This window comes from Tenacibaculum sp. UWU-22, assembly GCF_041021355.1.
Lineage (GTDB): Bacteria > Bacteroidota > Bacteroidia > Flavobacteriales > Flavobacteriaceae > Polaribacter.
Genome location: NZ_JBFNGP010000005.1, coordinates 122,856 through 142,276, shown reverse-complemented (window position 1 = coordinate 142,276; position 19,421 = coordinate 122,856). Strand labels below are relative to the sequence as shown.

Here is a 19,421-nt window from a genome sequence, read left to right as displayed (position 1 = left end):
CTAAAAATTTACTTCAATTTTTTCAACTTTTGCATATCTGCCTTGTTTTAATGCTGCTTTTATATAATAAATATACGTTTCGTTAGGGCTCACTTCTTTATCTATTATACTTTTAATAGTTGCGGGCAATACACGCCAAGTACTCGGTTGTTTATCTTTTAATTGTTTATAAATAGTATACTCAACAATCTGTTTTTCATCTGCTCGCCAAAAAAGTTCTATTTGGTTGGTTTCTCTATTTACTGTATAGTCTAATCCTTTTATATATTTAACTGGTGATAAATCTACCAGTTTAATAGTTAAAGGTGTAGAAGGTGCTGAAACCAAACCATTTTTATCTATGGCTTTAATCTGATAACGATATTTATTGTTTGCTTCTAGTTGAGTATCACTATAGTTTTTTATGGTATCTTTAGTTATTAAAATAGTTTTCCATTCACTATGTTTTGTCAAGTTTTTTCTAGATAAAACATGGGTTACCTCTTCTTCTGAAGAGCGAATCCAATTAAGTATAACGTTACCATTTTTTATCTTATATCCTGAAAACACAGGTGATGTTGGCGGTATTACATCGGGTTTTTCTAACTCTAACACCTCAGATTTTTTAGAATGATTGTATCGTTTATCAACAGCAACAAGGCTATAATATACTTTACTGTTTAAGTTTTTTACCTGTACGGTGTCGATAAAAAGATTTTGATGTATTGGCGACACTGTTATTTGCGAAGGTTCTTCATCTTTTAAAAAACCTCTGAATATGCGATACCCTAAAAAATCAGGTTCTGTATTTTGCTTCCAAGTAAGATGAACCACTCCTAAGCTATCTATTTTTCCTTCTAACTCGGTAGGAATTGCAGGTGGAGTTCTTTCTAAAGGTTGTACTAGTGTTGAAAAAGATGTTTTTTGTTGTTTTGAATCTTTACCTATTGCCTTTATTTTAATATAATTAGACACTTGTAATTTAGAGTAGGTTAATTTTCGTTGATTGGGTGATATGTTATCTACCGCAACAACGTAAGGACCATTATCTTTTGAAGCAATCAACAGTTGAAATTTTTCTAATAAAGGTTCTCCTTTTTGAGGAAAATCCCAAGTAATTATTGCCTCATTATCATTTTTTGTTAATTGTACATCAAAAATTCTAGGCATATAGGGTAGTATTGGTTTTCCTACTCCTGAAAGTGTTTTTGAATACAATCCTTTTTCTCCAAATGGTGAAACTCCATTAACTCGATAATAATATGTTTTTGTGTTATTTGCTAAAGAATCTATATAAAACATACGTTTTGCGGGGGCTTCAGGTTTATCGTTTAGATTTACTAAAGGTTCTTTATTTAATGTAATAAAATTGGTTCCATCTATAGAACGTTCCACGGTATAAGATGTATAAATAGTTTTAAACATTTGGTAGTTCCAAGTTAGAATTACATTTTTGTCTCCAAAAATAGCTTGAAAGTCTAACGGAGCGGGTAAGGGCTCGTAATCTTTACTACTTACTATAGTAGCTGTTCCTTTTATTTCATTAATTTTATTTGTGCCATCTATACCTGCTGGTTTTATTTTGTACACATATTTTTCGTTAGTTTTTACCGCTATATCTTCGTATCCCCAACCTGCTTTTTTTGCTGCTTCAAAACTCATATCTGCGGCTAATAAAGAGAATGAAAAACGTTGTTCATTTTCGTTTACCAAATTGTAAATATCAGCTAACTGCCCATTATTACTACCTTCTACAAAAAAACTTTCACCAAATAATGCTTGTGCTATAATTGCGGCATTGTTGTCTTTTTTAACTATTTCTTGCCAAGTTTCTAACGGCGCTTTTTGAATGTGTTTTTCCCAAACTTTTTCAAGCTCATTTAATCGAACCCCATCTCTTGAAAAAACATATTTTTCTAGTATAAAACCATTTGTATTTGTTTTTTTCCAAGCGATAGCTGTATTTGTTGCCCAACGTAACAAAACTCTATCTTTTTGAACTCTAGCTAATAATTGAACACTTGGTTCTTTTTCTGCCTCATTTACTTGGGCAAAAGCCTTAGAAACAAATAAAAAATGGGTTACTAATAATAAGTTAAATGCAACAAATACCCTTTTCATGTTTTTTTTTGAAATATGAAAAGGGTAAGTTTACTAATTAGTAAACTTACCCTCTAATTTTTAATTATAGTCTTTTATAAATAGTATACATTTCAACTTCTTGGCTAGAAGAACCCATTTTTAGATTTCCATTTTCGAAATAATACTTACCTTCTCTTGCTTTTCCTTCAATTACAATTTCTAATACATTATTTCCTTTATCTACCCAAGTACCTTGTTTTTTTGATAAGATACAGTCGTCACTTACATGCACATAATTATCATTTTTAAAAATATTATCACTTGTAAATTCTATTACTGATTTCATTTCACATTCATTTGTTACTGGTTCTTCTCCTTCTGAGTACTTATAAATCTGCCATTTGCCAATTAAAGGATTTTCTAAAGTTTCATCATCACTACTATTACTAGTACATGATAAAAAAGATACGTTAATACATACCGCTAAAAATAAAATAATAGTTGTTTTCATTGTTTTCATTGTTTTCATTGTTTTAGTTTAAAAAAATATTTAGTTTATAAATTAACTTATTTATTACTACCTAAATTTATTAGGGTTTTTAAATTTATATTGTACACTACTTTTTTTTATGTTTCCAGGCAAAGTGTAAAATAGTGTTGTTTTGTAATACCCATACCTCATAAATAGATAATTTTTATCTAAAAATGCCAACACAGGGTTATTATTTGAAATAACTCGATTAGCATAATCATTTACAATTTGCGATTGTATATCTATCCAATCAAATTTATATACATACCCTAAATTATATCGATATGGAAAAGTGGTTTGTAACATGGTTTCATTTACTCCATATTCAGCATTGGTTACATAAGTATTTAATAACGGAATAGCATATTTAGGCGGGATGCCTAACACATTTTCATCACGATTTTTTATGTGATAACCTCCTAACGGGTATTTAGCATATAGCGGTGGGTTTATATCCTTGGTAAAATAATCGTCTTCTAAAGAGGCTTCGGCGGTTACTAATGATTGATTATGAGTATACTGATTACCTATTAATTCAACAACATCAAAAGGTTCATGATTGGCTATTCTAGCGCTCAAATAAATAACATCTGAATAAATTTTTCCCCAGTTATAATCAGTCGTATTAATTGAACTAATTTTTTGTTTAAATGTTTTATACTTAGAGGTACTAAACTCATAAGCCAAACGTTCAATTACCTCTTCTTTTGACAGGTTTTCTGCTTTGTTTTCTCTAATTTCTACACTATTATTTTTATCATTATTTTTTAAGTCTACATTTTGATAATTACCTTCTGAATAATTAGAGGTATTACTCGATTTTCTAGGTTCACTAACAATACTTATATGATATTTAGATGATTGCGCTATATCTGGCAAATCGTAAATAAGTGTATTTTTTGCCGTATTATAACTAAAACTATGTTTTGACGACGGTTTTCCTTCTTGTGAATAGGTTAAATAACTTTTCCACTGCGTGTTATCAAATAAATAATCTTGTCCTCTTTTTAATTGAATATAACCTTTATTATATTCTTTTTCTAAAAAGTATTTTTGATTTAATACTGGATAAGCATAAGTTATATTATGTAAGGGAATTACGGTAGGAGCTCCACCTGTTGTAAAAGTTCTTTTTTCTTTTTCTATTGCCTTTACACCATCAATAATAATGGTTTTAAAAACACCATTTACTTTTTCTTTAAAACTTACTTCTAGCTCAACTGTTACTTCTTCATTAGGAGGTAAAATATCGGTTGAAACAAAATTTGCTCTGTCTTTATAATTAGACCATTCTATTACGCCTGGTATCTCTTTACCTTTATGTAAAATTTTAAATTTTTCAAGAATTATTTTATATGTTTTATCTCCACTGTCTTCAGGTATTACAATAGGCTCTCCTACTTTCATACTAAAGGTTGCTTGGGGTATGGTAAAAACGTCTGTATCTTTTCCTCCATCATCAGGTGTTAAATCTGTAATAATTTTTAGCCCCCCTAATGGTGATGCGTCTTCAAAAACACATTCTTTTCCTATAGTTAATTTAAATCTAAATTTTCCTTTTACCAACCCTCCTAACACACTAAAATGACCGCCTACATAGCCTCTCATCCACACTGGATTTGGTGCTTTTATTTGTAATAAAACTGCGGTTCCTGCTTTTATAATCGGGATTTTTTTATTGACAAAAAACAGTTTTACATGGATACCTAACTCTCCTTGTAAGTATACATAGCCTTGTCCGTTAGCATACCACCCATTAATTCCTACTTTATCTCCTGTGTTTGAACATTGGGCTTTACCATAATTTTTAAGCATAATATCAAACCCTGCCCCTGCTTGAAAACGGGCATAGAAAATTAAAAAGCGTAAATCTCCTGTATCTATTGACATGTCTGATCCAAAAGCAAACCCACCCCCATTACTCAAAGCATTTTCATTGCGCATATAATTTAATTTATTGGCATCTACCCCTAAAATTTCAGCAACAATAGGTGGTGGTGGTGGCGAACTTGGTAATTGAGAACCCGTCATAAAATATCCTCCAGATTTTACACTAATAGACCCTACCCCTATACGTAAACCTAAGCGATCTTGAGGTGTGCCTACATATATATACCATTGATTAGGTGAAAAATGTAATACCGCCCAACCTGCTCTACCTTGGGCTCCTCTTCCTTTAACAACACCACCAACAACATTTACAAAAGTGTCTAATTCACCATGAAGAACATCGTTTTGAAAATCGTAAGTAATGGCTACTCTACTACTGATAGCCATTTCTTCGGCAGGAGTTTGAGGAAAATCTTTAGAGGCTTTATTTAACAGATTTCTCCCCACCCAAGAATTATCTATATTTTCTTCGGTAACTCCTAAAAATTTTTTTCGTGCCACAGTATTCTCTTTAAGCTTAGTCATAAGTTCACTTACTTTTTCCATTCCAGGTATCGTAACCCCCATTAATGTTGCTTGTCCATAAAAACCTAAAAAGTCAACTCCTCCATTGCTATTAAAAATAATCTCAAAACCAGCCCCACCTTTTATAACTTCTTTTTTGACAGCATTGAACATTACCATGGCTTTTACCCCTAAACCTACTTTTTTATCTGGTACATATCCTATACCCGAAGGAGAGAAAGAAGATGTAAAATCAGTTCGTTTCATTCGATAAGAAGCCCCACCAGCAAACCCTTCTAAATTTAAAGTTCCAGTACCTAGACCTGGTGGTAAATTGTCAACCATTGCTTCAAACTGCCAATATCGAAAAGTAGTTCTGCCAAAAATTCCTTTTGCGCCTACCTTAATTCCTTTTCCTGATTTAAATTCAGCTTCTAAATTAGCTACAAAACCATTACCATACTCAGGATTATTGTTCATTAAGTTTAAGTTTCCTTTCATAGTAAAACCACCCATATCTGCATTTAAAGTAATCGCATCAAGATTAACTTGTTGAAACGCCCACTTTTGTTTGTAGTTTTCTTCTTTAAAGGCTCCTATAATGGCTAAATTTGTTTTGGCCGCAAAACCATTACTTTCTCCCATTAGGTTTATTCCTAAATCGAAATATAAATTGGCATTCGTTTTATTGGCTGTAACACCTATGTTTTCTATCGAGGCAGGAAAACCTGCTAAAGCTACCTTATCTTGATACCCCATATAATCGACAGAAAATACGGGTGTTTCGGTTTGCAATACTAAATTCTGAAAAACAATTCCTTTAAACTCAATTAATTTTTCATTACCTAAGCTGTCTACTAAAACCTCCCCCTCTTTTTCCATACTTTTTACTTGATTGGTACGAATAGCTAATCGCCCATGTAATATTGCTTTGGGTCTAAATTCTCCTTGTTTTACTTTTAATTCAATAGCACTATTAGGTGATAATTCTCCTTTTGCTTTCCATAAATCAAAATTAACAATCGAGTCGTTCTTAACATTTAACAAATACTCTTCTTCTGAAATAATGCCCGTATATTTTAATCCCAGCATTTTGTCTTTTTCTTCTGATTTTGATACAGGTAATTGAATACGTCCATCAAAAGATGCTCCGATTAACTTATTAGCTGCGAATGAAACTTCTATTTTATCTAAAGAATAAGCCCATGCCTTTTCTTTATTGGTTCTACCTTCATCTAAGGCAAAAATATTTTCTGCATAAAAAGAGCCTGAAACTCCATGCCCATCTATTAATAAGTGATGTGCGCCAAAAGCAACTCTTTTATTTCCTTCTGAAATTGTTTTTGAAGTTTTAAATTCTTTGGGTAGTTTTACATCTAACGTATTTACATACACACCTCGCCATGTATTTTCCGTGGGTATTAGCAGCCCATTTTTATGATAATATTCAGGAAATACAACATTTGGAGAGTTTCTTAAATCACTAAAATCTAATACTGCTTCGTTTAAATAAAATTGAAAATTTCCATCATAATTTTTTTGATTTCTTTTTTTTGCTAACACAAAGGGTTGCAAACTAATTTCTACCAAAAGATCATTCCAATCAGAAGCAATTGCTTTAAAAGCTCCTTTTACTCGATAGGGTACTTGAATGGTTTGTATACCATTTTCTGTTTGTACCTTATATGGAACTTGTAATTTTGTTTCATTTACTTCTCCATTAGACTCTAGTGGTACTATTAACTCTCTCGAAAACTCAACTTCGCCTTCTATACTCAATTCTTTTACTCCACTACAATTAATTGTTACATAGGTTTTGTTTTGGGCAACTCCTGTTCTATAATCAAAACCTCCTTTTAGAGTTAACATCCATTTACCTGCATTGAAAGGAATGTGCATATCGCCTAATAACACTAGGTTAGCATCTCCTATAATACCTCCTTGATAAGACAATTTTACATTATTTGCTCCAAAAAAAAGCTCTACAGGATATCCATTTTCATTTGTTTGAGGCAAGCGAACTCTAGCAAAAACAGTAAGTTCAGTATAATCTTTATAAAAAGTTGCTTGTGTAACACCAATAGCATACTGTATATTTTCACGAGTATGTTTTACACCTACAGGTAACTCTTTAATATCTTCATTAGAAAAATTATCTACCCAAGATTCTTGTTTTTCAATTTTCTCAAAACAAGCTAGTGCTTTATCTCGATCTTCTAAAATACTTGAAGATGTAGGGTACTGAAACTTTATGGTCTCCCAAGAAATTTCAGAAGACGCGCTAATTGAAACTTTATCAACAATAGATTTAGTTGCTTTTTCTATAGAAACTTCTTTAACTAAAGCTAAAATAGATTGGCAAATAAACAATATAATTAAAGTAAAGAAAAAAGGAAACTTTCTTTTCATAGCTTTTTTTTACTCTATACAAAAACAAAAGGGCTAAAAGTTTTAGCTACTTATTTTTTTTTACAGTATACCGCAAATTTAACATTTTTATTTCTAGCAAATCATTTAACCTTAATTTTATGTTAACTTTTTAACCTTTATTCAGACAATTCACTACTACACTTTCAATATTGCCATAAAAGATAAAAAAAATTATCATTAATAGGGGTGAAAATTTAAAAATATGCTTTTTTATTAAAAAAAACTATTTTTAACACACCAAGACAAATTTACCAACGATTTGTTCTAGCTCGCTTCTGAAAATTCTAGTAAATTTTTAAATTACTCTTTATTTGTAAATTAACCTTATTAAGCATAACTTTTAAGCTATTAACCACAATAAAATCATGCGTTTTTGATTTTAAAAGGGTGTTTTTCCTTATGGTAAAAAGGTGGTTTAACCCACTTAAAAAAATAAGTCATAAATTAAATTTGTAGCATAGGTAAAAAATAACAGACAATATTTGTCTCAAAAAAATGCTCTGAATTAGTTACAAGCATCTTAAGATAATAGCTATTTTAATGGCTTAGTTTGTAACTAACACTTGGTATTATTCAATACTAATTAAGTATTGAAGTAAACATTGTTTTATTTTAATATTCAAATTTTAAAAATTTGAATAAATAATGATAACTTACCCAATATATTTACAAATCAAAAAAGAAGTTTAGCTCTTTAATTAACAATTAGTAAAAGCATATTAATAAAATTGAAAAAATGAACAAAAAAACCATTGGACAAAAAATTCTTAATCATTCTTCTACAAAAATAATAATTGGACTTATTGTTTGCGGAGGAATTGTTGGAGTTGGGCAAACTTTAATTCAACAAATACTAAACGCAACAAGTATTAATAAAGATTTTAAAAATCTAATTGAAGGGTTATTTGTTGCTGTACTTACTATAGTTTCTTACTCTTATCTCTATAAATTTTACGAGAAAAGAAAAATTACAGAATTTTCAAAAAAAGGTATCACCAAAAACTTAACTATCGGAATTGGTTTAGGAGTAGTTTTACAATCATTAACAATTTTGGTAATATATCTAAAAGGCGGATACTCTGTCGTAACTATAAATCCTATTTTATTTATCATCCCTCCTTTATCAATGGCATTTACCTCTGCAATTTTTGAAGAAACTTTATTCAGAGGCATAATATTTAGAATTTTAGAAGAAAAATTAGGAAGTTATATCGCTTTAATAATTTCATCTCTTATTTTTGGAATGTTACATCTTGCCAATCCAAATAGTTCATTAATTACGGGTATTGGTCTTGCAATTCAAGCAGGGTTATTACTGGGAGCAGCTTATATATATTCAAGAAATTTATGGTTTCCAATTGCCATCCACTTTGCTTGGAATTTTACACAATCTGCAATTTTTGGAGCAAGCGTATCAGGAAATGCAATTTCAAAAACATTGATAACCTCTAAAATAGAAGGCGCTAAATGGTTTACAGGTGGGCAATTTGGACCAGAGGGTTCAATACAAGCAACTATATTTTGTCTTATTGCAGCCATTATTCTTTTAACATTAAGCTATAAAGAAGGAAAAATTATAAAGCCATACTGGAAAAACAAGTAATTCACTAGTGAAACAAAAGCTTTAAACTTATTACAATTTCATACTTAACACAAAATTATTATAACAATTAAAAATTCAACAGCTGTAATAGATTGACAAGAATGTCGTAAAAATGTCGTAAAGAAACCGTTATCAAAAAGACGATTTCAAAAGTAGTTTTGTAAAAACGGAAAATCAAATCAACTATGAACGATATCGGAAAAAAAATTAGAGCAATTAGAAAGAAAAAAGGACTATCTCAAGAAGAATTAGCCGAATTAGCAAAAGTGAATTTAAGAACAATTCAACGAATCGAAAATAACGAAAGTGAACCTCGCGGAAAAACTATGAGTTTGATTTGTGAAGCTCTTCACATAAATACAGAAGAAATATTAAATTATGGAAAACAAAATGATAAAAATTATCTGATAATTTTTCATCTAACTGTGCTAACCTTTTTGGCAATTCCTATTGGTAATATAATTATTCCTCTAATAATGTGGATGAACAAAAAAGATAAAATTATAGGACTAAAAAAAACTGGAACCAATTTATTAAACTTTCAAATAGTTTGGTCTATTTTGGCTTATATCTCTATAACTACATTTGTTTTATTTAAAATTATGCATTACAGATACTCTTTAATTTTATTCTATTTATGGATAGGACTTTACATCATAAATATTATTTTACCCATAATTTTTGCAATTAAAACAAACAAAGGAAAAACCAGAAACCTATACCCAAATTTTATAAAATTGATAAAATAACTCGTGTCAACACTATATTACTTACTAACTACTTCACTATTGTTCTACTTTTTACCCATAAAACTATCCGTAATCGATTACAAGTATTGATTATTCAAATTTATTATCTTTACTTTTCAATAGTTCGGTAGAGTAGATTTCAATTCACAAAACAACGAAATGGCAAAAAATTCAATATTTATAGATAAGTAAAATGATTCAAGTATCTGAAAATCTATTAAAAACCTATTTTGAAGAAACCTCATTTAAAAAAAATGAATTTCTTACAAAAGAAGGTGAAATAGAGAAATATATCTATTATATCAGCAGTGGCATTGTAAGATTTGTTTCAAATACCTTTGATGAAAAAGAATACACATTTGACTTTGGAATTTCAGGCGATTTTGTTAATTCATACAATTCATATAAAAACAATTGTAAATCAGAATTTAGCATTCAAGCTATTTCTAAAGTACAGGTTTTTTATATCGACAAAAAAAACGTTGAAGACATTTTAAAACAAACCCCTGATTTTTCTTTTTTAATGATTGAGGTTTTAGAAGAACTGTTAATCAAAAAAAGCAAACGCGAATTGGCTCTTATAAAATATTCGGCACAAGAAATATACCAACAATTAATAAACCAAGACCCTTATCTTATTAAAAACATACCACTAAAATATTTGGCTTCATACATTGGCGTTACACCGCAAGCTTTAAGTAGAATAAGGCGGCAAATTTATTAACATTAGTTCAGTTACTAAAAGTACTTTCTCTTGTAATTTTGCATTTTATTTATCGAAATTATACAACAAATGCAAAAAAAAGTACAAACAAAAAGTTTAAACAGCTTTAAAAATAAATTTACCGATTCTTTAAGCAAGCAAAACACTACCCCTTATACTACAAATAGTATTCAATTAAAATACACTTTATTTACAATGATATTATTTCAATGCATAAGCTCTTTTTCACAACAAAACACTAACGACTTATATAAAATTATAGAGTATGGTTCGTATGCACCAAGTAGTCATAATGCTCAAATGTGGAATATCCGTTTATTAGGCGAAAATAAAATTGAGGTTTTTCCTAATTCTGAAAGAACTTTATCATCTGTCGATCCTAAAAATCGGGAAACATGGATTTCAATTGGGGCTTTTGTTAAAAATTGTGAAATTGCAGCAACAGACTTAGGTTATAAATCAGAAATCAAAATCAACGAAAAATCGGTTATAATAGGTTTTGAAAAAGCCCCCAACATTGTTAAATCAAATAACAATATTGAATTAATTAAAAAAAGGTTAACCATAAGAACACCTTTCTTAAAAAAAGCTATTAATGATACCGTAGTATCTCATTTAACCAACACATCTGATAACATTTTGTATTTTAAAAGAAACTCAAGTGATGGTACTAAAATAATTGACTATTCTTTAAAAGCATATCAGTTACAAATGCAAGACACCGCTAAACTAAAAGAATTAGCAAATTGGATGACATTTTCTTATAAAGAAGAAAAACAAAGAAAAGACGGAATGACTCCTAAAGCATTAGGAGTAACCGGAGTAAAACACTTTTTTTTCAATTTATTTATGAATAAAAAATCGGTTACAAAAAAAGTATTTATAAAAGGCTCTGTTAAAGGAGCTAAAAAACAACTAAATTCTTGTGCAGGGTATATATTAATCACCTCAAAATCGTCATCGAACATCGACTTAGTAAAAACAGGAATGAATCTCGAAGAGGTTTGGCTAGCATGTATACATAATAAAATTGCTGTGCAGCCTATGAGCCAAGTATTAGAAGAACAAAAATACTATGATTTGCTAAAATCTTCTTTAGGTATTACCGAAGAAATTCAAATGCTTTTACGAGTAGGAAAAGTAAAAAAATATCCTGTAGAAACTAAAAAAAGAAGACTGGATATTAAACATATTATTGTGAATTAAACCCTTTGTAAATAACTAAGTTTACGAAACAAAATTATTTAATCAAAACTTCATTTTTAACCAGTATAACATTGGTTTCGGCTAAAATACTTTGTTCTTGTTGAAGAAATTGATTTATTTTTAATTCAGTATCTATAATTTCTATAAGATGTGGGTGTTTAAAATGACGAATTTCATTTACTCCCCAATTAATTTTTTGATTATCTAAATACCCCTTGTTTACATTCAAGTGTAAAACTTGATGTAGCCCAAATGCTTTTGCCCTCTTCATTAATTCTGTTGAAAAATCAGAAGCATATAATTTTTTCCAAAATGAATGGGTTTTTATTTTTTGCCCGTATTCAAAATAAATTCGTATGGTTATAAAATCTTTCATTTTCGGCTTCTTTTCTTTTTAATTTCAGATAAATGCAATCCTTTTTCACGTATAAATCGTTTATGCTTTGGGCTACCAATAATTTGAGACGAATAAACTCCAGAATGTCCAGAAAACAAATAAGCTGTAGAACAAGCCAATGCAATAAAAACACCTGATTCTATACCAAAAAGCTCTATCCCCATAATTGTACAAGCAATTGGAGTATTTGTTGCTCCTGCAAAAACAGCCACAAACCCCATGCCGGCAAGTAAACCCATAGGTAATGGAATAAACCAAATTAGCACATTTCCTAAAGTCGCTCCAATATAAAACAAAGGGGTTACCTCTCCCCCTTTAAAACCTGCTCCAAGGGTAAACGATGTAAATAAAACTTTCAGTAAAAAATCGTAAGAATTAAGATTTACATTAAAAGCATCAACAATGGTGGGTATGCCAAGTCCAATATATTTTGTAGTGCCCATAAGGTAAATAGCAATTGCCAAAACTACCCCGCCAATTACAGGACGTAACGGAGGATATTTAATATTTTTCTTAAACAGATGACTCCAAAAATGAGTTGATTTAGAAAAAAGCATGGCTACCAAACCAAAAATAATACCGGCTAATAAAGACCATAATAGATTTATGGGGGTCATTTTTGCAACCGAATCAATATGGTATTGTGTGTGAGAAATATTCCAAAACCTACAAAAATAATCTGCAAAAACTGCCGCCATAAAACTCGGAATAATTGCATCTAATCGTATTCTACCTAATACGAGAACTTCTAACGCAAAAATTCCACCAGCAAGTGGCGTTCCAAAAACAGAGGCAAAACCTGCACTTATACCAGCAATTAAAACTATTTTTCTATCTCGTTTTGATAATTTAAGAATTTTTGTAAACCGATCAGCAACTGCTCCTCCAATTTGAACTGCAGTTCCTTCACGCCCAGCAGACCCCCCGAAAAAATGGGTTAAAACGGTTCCGAATAAAACCAGCGGAGCCATTCGAAAAGGAATTATTTTTTTAGGTGAATGAAATTCTTCAAGTAACAAATTATTGCCTTTTACAACACTATTTCCGTATAAATGATACGATAACCCAATAATGAAACCCCCAACGGGTAATAATGCTATAATCCATAAATGCGATTCTCGCCAATTTGTTGCCCATTCTAAACTTTTTAGAAAAAAAGCAGAAATACTTCCTGCAACAACACCTAATACGAAGCAGATAAAAATCCATTTAAAAAGATAAATTAAAGACGGAATTTGTTCGAATGAAGATAAAAACTTTTTAATTTTAGTTGTATTCATAATTGCCTTAAATAAAATAATGCTATAGTGGCATAAGCCATTAAAATAGAAGCCATCAGATCCAAGCGGAACGGTTTAAGGCAGACCTCATTGCCAAATTTTGAAGTACAAATATAAACTAAAAAATATATTTTGCAATAGCCAATTATAAATAGTAAAGCTTAGTTCTAATCTAAAAAAAAACAGTATATCTAAAATAAATTAAGTATTTTTAAAAGAAATCTTTATTTTACTTTTAAAAAGATATTTATACAAACATTAAGTAATTCACTAATGATAGAAACCAAAAATATAAGTTTTAAAAAAATGATTACCTTTTCAGGGCACCATTTTCTTTGGCTTGTTCCATTAATGACCAGTATAGCCATATTATATTACTTTAACATTTTAAGTTTTAAAATACCTTGGATTCCTGTTTCGGTAATTGGTACAGCAGTAGCTTTTTATGTTGGTTTTAAAAACACCCAATCGTATGACCGTCTTTGGGAAGCTCGAAAAATTTGGGGCGGAATTGTAAACGACAGTCGTACTTGGGGCATGATGGTCGACAACTTTGTGAGTAATTTGTTTACCGATAACAAAAAGTCTGAAGAAGAAATTTACGCTATTAAAAAACGATTAATTTACCGCCATATTGCTTGGCTATATGCTCATCGAAGTCAATTATTAGTTTCTACTCCTTGGGAACATATTAACCAATCAAATCACTACAAAAGAGTTGCTGAACAGTATCAAAAAAAATTTGGAATTGGTTTGATTGATGATGAAGAAACTCGTAGGGGGCTTGATAAATTTTTACAACCAAACGAATACGAACGTTTAACAAACGCTGTAAATACCGCCACTCAAATTATTAATGAACAATCACGAGACTTAAAAAAATTAAGAGAGCAAAATTTAATCGATGATTTTCGCCATATGGAAATGAAAAACGTATTACGTACTTTTTACGAACTGCAAGGTAAAAACGAACGCATTAAAAAGTTTCCTTTACCAAGACAATATGCTAATATGAGCCGTTATTTTATAGGCATTTTTATAGCACTACTACCCTTTAGTATGATTCCTGAAATGATGGGATTAGAAGAAATAGGTATTTGGTTAACTATTCCTATCGTATCTCTTATTGGATGGGTTTATGTAGCAATGGATCTTGTGGGCGATTATTCTGAAAACCCATTTTCAGGTATGGCAAATGACATACCAATGCTTTCATTATGCAGAGTAATAGAAATTGATTTAAGACAAATGTTAAATGAAGAAGATTTACCTCCAAGCATTAAGTCTAAAAATGGAATTTTAATGTAATCTTACTACTGATAAAACATAAAAATTGCCTTAAAAATAAAACCATTATAAATAATTTATCATTATTTATAATGGTTAATATTGTTAGGTATCGCAATAAAAAATATATAAATCAAATTATTGCAATAGCTCTTTTATTTATTAGTTACTACTTATAAAGTAATCTTACTTTTTAAATGGTATTTTTTTTCCATCTAAAGTACCTCTATAAAAATCGTTTTTTTCTATAAGCAGTACTTCACCATATTTACCATTTTTAATACTTGAGTCTACACCAAATATTTTATTGTTATACAAGCTAACTATTTTGGTATTAGAAGTATGACCAACAATTATATGCTCGCAATCTGTTGCTTTTAATATGTCTGAAACTTGTTCTTCTTTTAGGTTATCTCTAAAATAGCCTCGGTACCATATTGGCCCCTTTGTTCCATAATACGCATCGTAAAAAGAAGATTTCATTTTTGATTCATCCATGTCTATTGACTTTCGCATCGCATCATTTATCGCATCTATATCAAATTTGTTATTCGACACAAAATCTTCTGAAATGCCTCCGTGAACAAATATAAGGTTGTTTATTTTAAGTATCGTAGGCTTTGAACGTAACCATCTACCCATAACTGTATTATTTCCATATAATTGGTTATAACCTAAACCTAACAGTTTACTAACTTGTTTATATTTTTGGTTAGTATATTTATAGTTTTTATGAAAAACCATATACTCATGATTACCTAATACAAAATGTACTGCCCCACCTTCTTTTTTAGCCTGTTGTTCAAGTTTATAAACAAGAAGAAATATTTCATTTACTTTATCTCCTCTATCAAAAATATCACCAACTATAACCAAATGGCCTTTTTTAAAGTTCCAATTTAAATTATTATCAATTACTTTATTAGCCTTTAGTATTTTAACGGCTAATTTATATTGCCCATGAATATCACTTAACACTGCAATTTTATCAACACCTTCAAACTCTGCTTTGTCTGGAGAAAATGAGGTTTTGTATGCATCTTGTTTTAGGTCTTTTGTAACAACTTTTCCGTTAACTATATCTTTTTCTACGAGTTTATTATTTTCTATAAAAATATAAGGACCGTCATTCAAATTATTAGTTTTTTGGCAAGAAACAGAAGTGCAAGAAATCAAAAAGATTATTGAGTATAAGTAAGTTTTCATCATATTTTTTAAGTTAACAGCAATAATCAACAACATAATATTTGTATCATATCACTAAAATAAAATTATTGTTTTGGGGGCGCAATTTATTAAAATTATCACTAAGTTTTGTTAAAATTTTCTTACAATCTGAAAGAATGAGGTGTTTTTAATCACTATTTACCTTAAATAATTTTAATTAAATAAACAATTTAGATGAAATTTTCAACTTTATTATTTTTAATAAACGTGTAAAAAAATAAATAAAAAGAGTAAAAAAAGTTGTTATATTTTACCGTAATATTTTCTGATAAACCATTCAAGAGACAATAAAAAAACAGCTAAAAATAAAATCCATTTCCAATCAATTAAATTTTGTTCTTTTTTAATTAATTTTTGAGTGGTATAAAACGAAGTATTGTTATGTAAATCTGTTGTTAATATTTTTTCTTGATCTAAAAAAAATAGCTTCCCTCCTGTTTTATCCGCTATTTTTTTTAACATTCTTTTATTGGCATTGGTAAATTGTTCTTCTATTGGATAATCAATAATTTTAAAGCGTCCTGAATAATGTATATTTTTATTATTAACCGTTACTTTATAAGTATAATTTCCTACTAACAAATTTTCTAAATCTACTTGATATTTATTTCCTAATAACGAAAAAGGAATTGTTTTTTGTTTTTTTGTAGCTGTGTTAGTTAAAGTTAATAGTAATGAAGCTCGATTATCGAATTGATAATTTTCATCTGTATAAAAAGCTGTAATACTTACTGTAGCATTGACGGGATATAAATTTTCGGCATAAACCTCTAGCCTACTTCGTTTTTTATTTAACACTAAATACTGTACCAAATTGCCTATAAAATCATCAAAACTACCAAACAACTGCTCGTTTCTGTAACTTACTGCACGCCATTGCCACAGTCCTTCACCAAATAAAGCGGCTAGCCTTTGGTCATTATTTTCAAAAGTAACTAATAAGGGTATATCTGAATTTATCCCTCCTATTTTTTGATATAGTAATGGTTGATTATTTGTTTTTAAGGTTAATGCTCCAAATCGATCTTTCAAAGGAGGAAAATTTTCAAACCCAATATTTTTTTGAAAAAAAGGCAAAAATTTATCATTGTATAAAGCACTATAATTTTCAGACTGATTAATCGCTTTTTTAGTAAAATACGTTTGAATTTTATTTAAAAAATTCCAATCTGTTTTTGTTCCCGAAATAACAAAATAATTTTTATTTTGTTTGGTTAACTCATTAAAAATAGCACCAAAATTACTCGTGGGCTGATACAATATAATTAATTGATAATCATCAAGTTTAATGTTTTTAAAATCATTAATTTTAAGTGTAACCACACGTTGTTTATTCTGCTCTATTGCCTTTTTTAAAGCTCCTACATCGGGGTGTAAAAACGAGGCTAATAATAGTATTTTAGACTGTTGATCTATTACCTCTACAGAAAAACTCTTAGTATTGTTTTTTATATTTTTTTCGTTTTCTATTTTTTTTATAGAAGCCGTATAATATTGTAATCCCTTTTCATTAGCCTTTATGTTTGCAACAATAGTTTGTGTATGCTTATTGGCTGAAAAAGTAACTTTTTGTGTATAAATTAGCTTTTCATTTTTATAAATAGTAAATCGTGTGGTTACAGGCTTTTTTCCGTCATAATACAATAAGGCTTCTACTGGAAATTTATTATTAACGTAACTATACTTATTTACATTAAGTTGCGAAAGTTGCACATCACTATACATTGTAGTATCTCCTACAACAATAGGGAAAACAGGTTGTTTCGATTTTACAAATTCATAATTATTTCCAAGCGTTTGATTACCATCGCTTACCAATAATATTGCTCCTAAATTGTTTTTATACAATTTGTTAACCGATTGTAATGCCTGTGAAATATTGGTTTGAGAATCAGTAAACAACAAACTATCTAATACTTGAGTATTTTTTCCGAAAGAAAAATAGTGTATATCGAATTTATCGTTTAAGGCTTGATTAGCTTTCAAATTTTGCACCCACTGAACTACTGGTTTTGTTTGTTTAAAATAAGGTATTGATAGTGAGTTATCAACTAATACTGACAAAACAGGTTTTATATTTTGCCTTTTTATAGTCGTTATTTTAGGGTTAACAACTAACAAAAACAATATAAAAAGGCTACTTGCTTTTAAAAAAAACAATAATATATTAATTTTTCTAAAGCTTTTATTTTTATAGAAATATTGAAAAAAAGCAATACAAACACTTAATACAAGCGCTAAAAAAAGGTATAAAATTGTACTCGTTTGCAATAATTTTAAACTTAAAAAGGTGAAGGTACTTAATATCTTTTTAAAGGTAAAAAAACTATGGTAAAGAACCGTTATTTTTTACACTCATATAAAATATTATTGTTTATGAATAATAAATATCGTTGGGCGTTTATGTAAATTAGGCTGTTCTAATTTCCAATCTTTAATTGAAAGTGTTTTAATATACTCGGTAGAAAGTGTAATGTCACAGGCAATACATAAATTAGTTGCCGGAGATAATGTTGCCTTTAAATCTTGTAACATTTTATCATTTCTATACGGCGTTTCAATAAAGATTTGCGATTGATTTTTTTCTTTTGAAATTTTCTCTAATTTTTTTATTGCGTCTTTTCTTTCGTATTTATCAATAGGAAGGTAACCGTTAAAAGCAAAATTTTGCCCATTCATACCCGAAGCCATCATTGCCATTAAAATGGATGAAGGACCTACTAAAGGAACTACAGTAATACCTTTTTCATGAGCCATTTTTACTATGCTTGCCCCTGGGTCTGCTACTGCTGGCACACCCGCTTCAGATAACAAACCTACGTCAATGCCTTGTTCACAAACATCTAAATAACTACGTGTTTCTAACTCATTCGCATATTTATCTAATACCATTAAATTTAATGATGGCTGACTTTTTTTAGGGGTTATTTTTTTTATAAAGCGCCTTGCCGATTTTTCATTTTCTACTATAAAAAAATCAATATGTTCAATCACCTTTTTTACCGAAATCGGCATTACTTCAAGCGGTTCGGTTTCTTCACCAAGTGTGGTGGGTATTAAATAGAGTTTACCTTTCATTATTAATAGTATTAGCTATTACTTCACAAGCTTCTGATAAAAGTGTATATACATTTTCAAACCCGTCTTTTCCGCCATAATAAGGATCAGGAACATCACAATTTTTGTTCGGATATAATTCATTTAAAATTAATTTCACTTTATCGGCTTCTTGTTTATTATCGGCTAAGTGTATTAAATTTTGATAATTACTTTTATCCATTGCATAAATAATATCAAAATTGTTAAAATCTTCTTTTATGAATTTTCTAGACCGCTGTTTTGTAATATCTATCCCATTTTTTCGAGCTACTTCAATCGATCTTTTATCGGGTAACTCACCTTGGTGATAGCCCGCAGTACCGGCAGAATCTACTAAAACCTCAGATGATACTTTTGCTTTTAAAATACCTTCAGCCAATGGTGATCGACAGATATTTCCTAAACATACCATTAAAATTCTTTTCATATAAA

The 19,421-nt window shown here is 29.6% G+C and carries 14 protein-coding genes and 1 riboswitch; of the genes, 5 read left to right on the top strand and 9 right to left on the bottom strand.

Annotated elements, in window-relative coordinates; all coding sequences use genetic code 11:
* The 3 genes from AB2B44_RS09375 to AB2B44_RS09365 form a co-directional block, all read right to left on the bottom strand.
* A complete protein-coding gene (locus AB2B44_RS09375; RefSeq protein ID WP_369049314.1) occupies window positions 1-2,100 on the bottom strand; it encodes a fibronectin type III domain-containing protein in 2,100 nt (699 codons plus the stop codon).
* A gap of 64 nt (window positions 2,101-2,164) precedes the next feature.
* Window positions 2,165-2,590: a lipocalin family protein gene (locus tag AB2B44_RS09370; RefSeq protein WP_369049313.1), complete on the bottom strand. Its 426-nt coding sequence runs from the start codon at window positions 2,588-2,590 to the stop codon at window positions 2,165-2,167.
* 48 nt (window positions 2,591-2,638) lie between these two features.
* On the bottom strand, window positions 2,639-7,396 hold the full coding sequence (locus AB2B44_RS09365) for a hypothetical protein (protein ID WP_369049312.1): 4,758 nt from the start codon (window positions 7,394-7,396) through the stop codon (window positions 2,639-2,641).
* A 757-nt stretch (window positions 7,397-8,153) separates the two neighbouring features.
* Here AB2B44_RS09365 and AB2B44_RS09360 point away from each other — a divergent pair.
* The 4 genes from AB2B44_RS09360 to AB2B44_RS09345 all read left to right on the top strand — a co-directional run bounded on the left by AB2B44_RS09360 (window position 8,154) and on the right by AB2B44_RS09345 (window position 11,699).
* Window positions 8,154-9,020, top strand: a complete 867-nt coding sequence (locus AB2B44_RS09360) for a lysostaphin resistance A-like protein (protein WP_369049311.1) — start codon at window positions 8,154-8,156, stop codon at window positions 9,018-9,020.
* A gap of 185 nt (window positions 9,021-9,205) precedes the next feature.
* Window positions 9,206-9,769 (top strand): DUF4870 domain-containing protein, encoded by a 564-nt coding sequence (locus AB2B44_RS09355; RefSeq protein WP_369049310.1) that lies wholly within the window; start codon window positions 9,206-9,208, stop codon window positions 9,767-9,769.
* 193 nt (window positions 9,770-9,962) lie between these two features.
* Window positions 9,963-10,493, top strand: a complete 531-nt coding sequence (locus AB2B44_RS09350) for a Crp/Fnr family transcriptional regulator (protein ID WP_369049309.1) — start codon at window positions 9,963-9,965, stop codon at window positions 10,491-10,493.
* Between the two features lie 69 nt (window positions 10,494-10,562).
* A complete protein-coding gene (locus AB2B44_RS09345) occupies window positions 10,563-11,699 on the top strand; it encodes a nitroreductase family protein (protein WP_369049308.1) in 1,137 nt (378 codons plus the stop codon).
* Between the two features lie 34 nt (window positions 11,700-11,733).
* Here the strand turns inward: AB2B44_RS09345 and AB2B44_RS09340 are convergent, their stop codons facing one another.
* A complete protein-coding gene (locus AB2B44_RS09340) occupies window positions 11,734-12,075 on the bottom strand; it encodes a DUF190 domain-containing protein (protein WP_369049307.1) in 342 nt (113 codons plus the stop codon).
* Complete coding sequence (locus AB2B44_RS09335; RefSeq protein ID WP_369049306.1) at window positions 12,072-13,376, bottom strand: voltage-gated chloride channel family protein; 1,305 nt, start codon at window positions 13,374-13,376, stop codon at window positions 12,072-12,074. The genes AB2B44_RS09340 and AB2B44_RS09335 overlap by 4 nt, the downstream gene beginning before the upstream one ends.
* A 39-nt stretch (window positions 13,377-13,415) precedes the next feature.
* Window positions 13,416-13,480, bottom strand: a riboswitch (Fluoride riboswitch).
* A gap of 202 nt (window positions 13,481-13,682) precedes the next feature.
* Between AB2B44_RS09335 and AB2B44_RS09330 the strand changes: the two genes are divergently transcribed.
* A complete protein-coding gene (locus AB2B44_RS09330) occupies window positions 13,683-14,684 on the top strand; it encodes a bestrophin family protein (RefSeq protein WP_369049305.1) in 1,002 nt (333 codons plus the stop codon).
* Window positions 14,685-14,849: 165 nt separating this feature from the next.
* On the opposite strand, the gene AB2B44_RS09325 is transcribed toward AB2B44_RS09330, so the two are convergent.
* The 4 genes from AB2B44_RS09325 to AB2B44_RS09310 form a co-directional block, all read right to left on the bottom strand.
* The gene (locus AB2B44_RS09325) at window positions 14,850-15,872 is read right to left on the bottom strand and encodes a metallophosphoesterase (RefSeq protein ID WP_369049304.1); all 1,023 of its coding nucleotides are present in this window, start codon (window positions 15,870-15,872) and stop codon (window positions 14,850-14,852) included.
* Between the two features lie 261 nt (window positions 15,873-16,133).
* Window positions 16,134-17,954 carry a VWA domain-containing protein gene (locus tag AB2B44_RS09320; RefSeq protein ID WP_369049303.1) on the bottom strand — a complete coding sequence of 607 codons (1,821 nt, stop codon included), beginning with the start codon at window positions 17,952-17,954 and terminating at the stop codon, window positions 16,134-16,136.
* Window positions 17,955-18,257: 303 nt separating this feature from the next.
* Window positions 18,258-18,968, bottom strand: a complete 711-nt coding sequence (locus AB2B44_RS09315) for an SAM-dependent methyltransferase (protein WP_369049302.1) — start codon at window positions 18,966-18,968, stop codon at window positions 18,258-18,260.
* Window positions 18,958-19,416, bottom strand: coding sequence for a low molecular weight protein-tyrosine-phosphatase (locus tag AB2B44_RS09310; protein WP_369049301.1), 459 nt, complete (start codon window positions 19,414-19,416; stop codon window positions 18,958-18,960). The genes AB2B44_RS09315 and AB2B44_RS09310 overlap by 11 nt, the downstream gene beginning before the upstream one ends.
* Between the last annotated feature and the right edge of the window lie 5 nt (window positions 19,417-19,421).

Bases quoted from the DNA above. Each gene is read 5' to 3' on its own strand.
- AB2B44_RS09375 (WP_369049314.1), bottom strand. From the start codon at position 2,100: ATGAAAAGGGTATTTGTTGCATTTAACTTATTATTAGTAACCCATTTT.
- AB2B44_RS09370 (WP_369049313.1), bottom strand. From the start codon at position 2,590: ATGAAAACAATGAAAACAATGAAAACAACTATTATTTTATTTTTAGCG.
- AB2B44_RS09365 (WP_369049312.1), bottom strand. From the start codon at position 7,396: ATGAAAAGAAAGTTTCCTTTTTTCTTTACTTTAATTATATTGTTTATT.
- AB2B44_RS09360 (WP_369049311.1), top strand. From the start codon at position 8,154: ATGAACAAAAAAACCATTGGACAAAAAATTCTTAATCATTCTTCTACA.
- AB2B44_RS09355 (WP_369049310.1), top strand. From the start codon at position 9,206: ATGAACGATATCGGAAAAAAAATTAGAGCAATTAGAAAGAAAAAAGGA.
- AB2B44_RS09350 (WP_369049309.1), top strand. From the start codon at position 9,963: ATGATTCAAGTATCTGAAAATCTATTAAAAACCTATTTTGAAGAAACC.
- AB2B44_RS09345 (WP_369049308.1), top strand. From the start codon at position 10,563: ATGCAAAAAAAAGTACAAACAAAAAGTTTAAACAGCTTTAAAAATAAA.
- AB2B44_RS09340 (WP_369049307.1), bottom strand. From the start codon at position 12,075: ATGAAAGATTTTATAACCATACGAATTTATTTTGAATACGGGCAAAAA.
- AB2B44_RS09335 (WP_369049306.1), bottom strand. From the start codon at position 13,376: ATGAATACAACTAAAATTAAAAAGTTTTTATCTTCATTCGAACAAATT.
- AB2B44_RS09330 (WP_369049305.1), top strand. From the start codon at position 13,683: ATGATTACCTTTTCAGGGCACCATTTTCTTTGGCTTGTTCCATTAATG.
- AB2B44_RS09325 (WP_369049304.1), bottom strand. From the start codon at position 15,872: ATGATGAAAACTTACTTATACTCAATAATCTTTTTGATTTCTTGCACT.
- AB2B44_RS09315 (WP_369049302.1), bottom strand. From the start codon at position 18,968: ATGAAAGGTAAACTCTATTTAATACCCACCACACTTGGTGAAGAAACC.
- AB2B44_RS09310 (WP_369049301.1), bottom strand. From the start codon at position 19,416: ATGAAAAGAATTTTAATGGTATGTTTAGGAAATATCTGTCGATCACCA.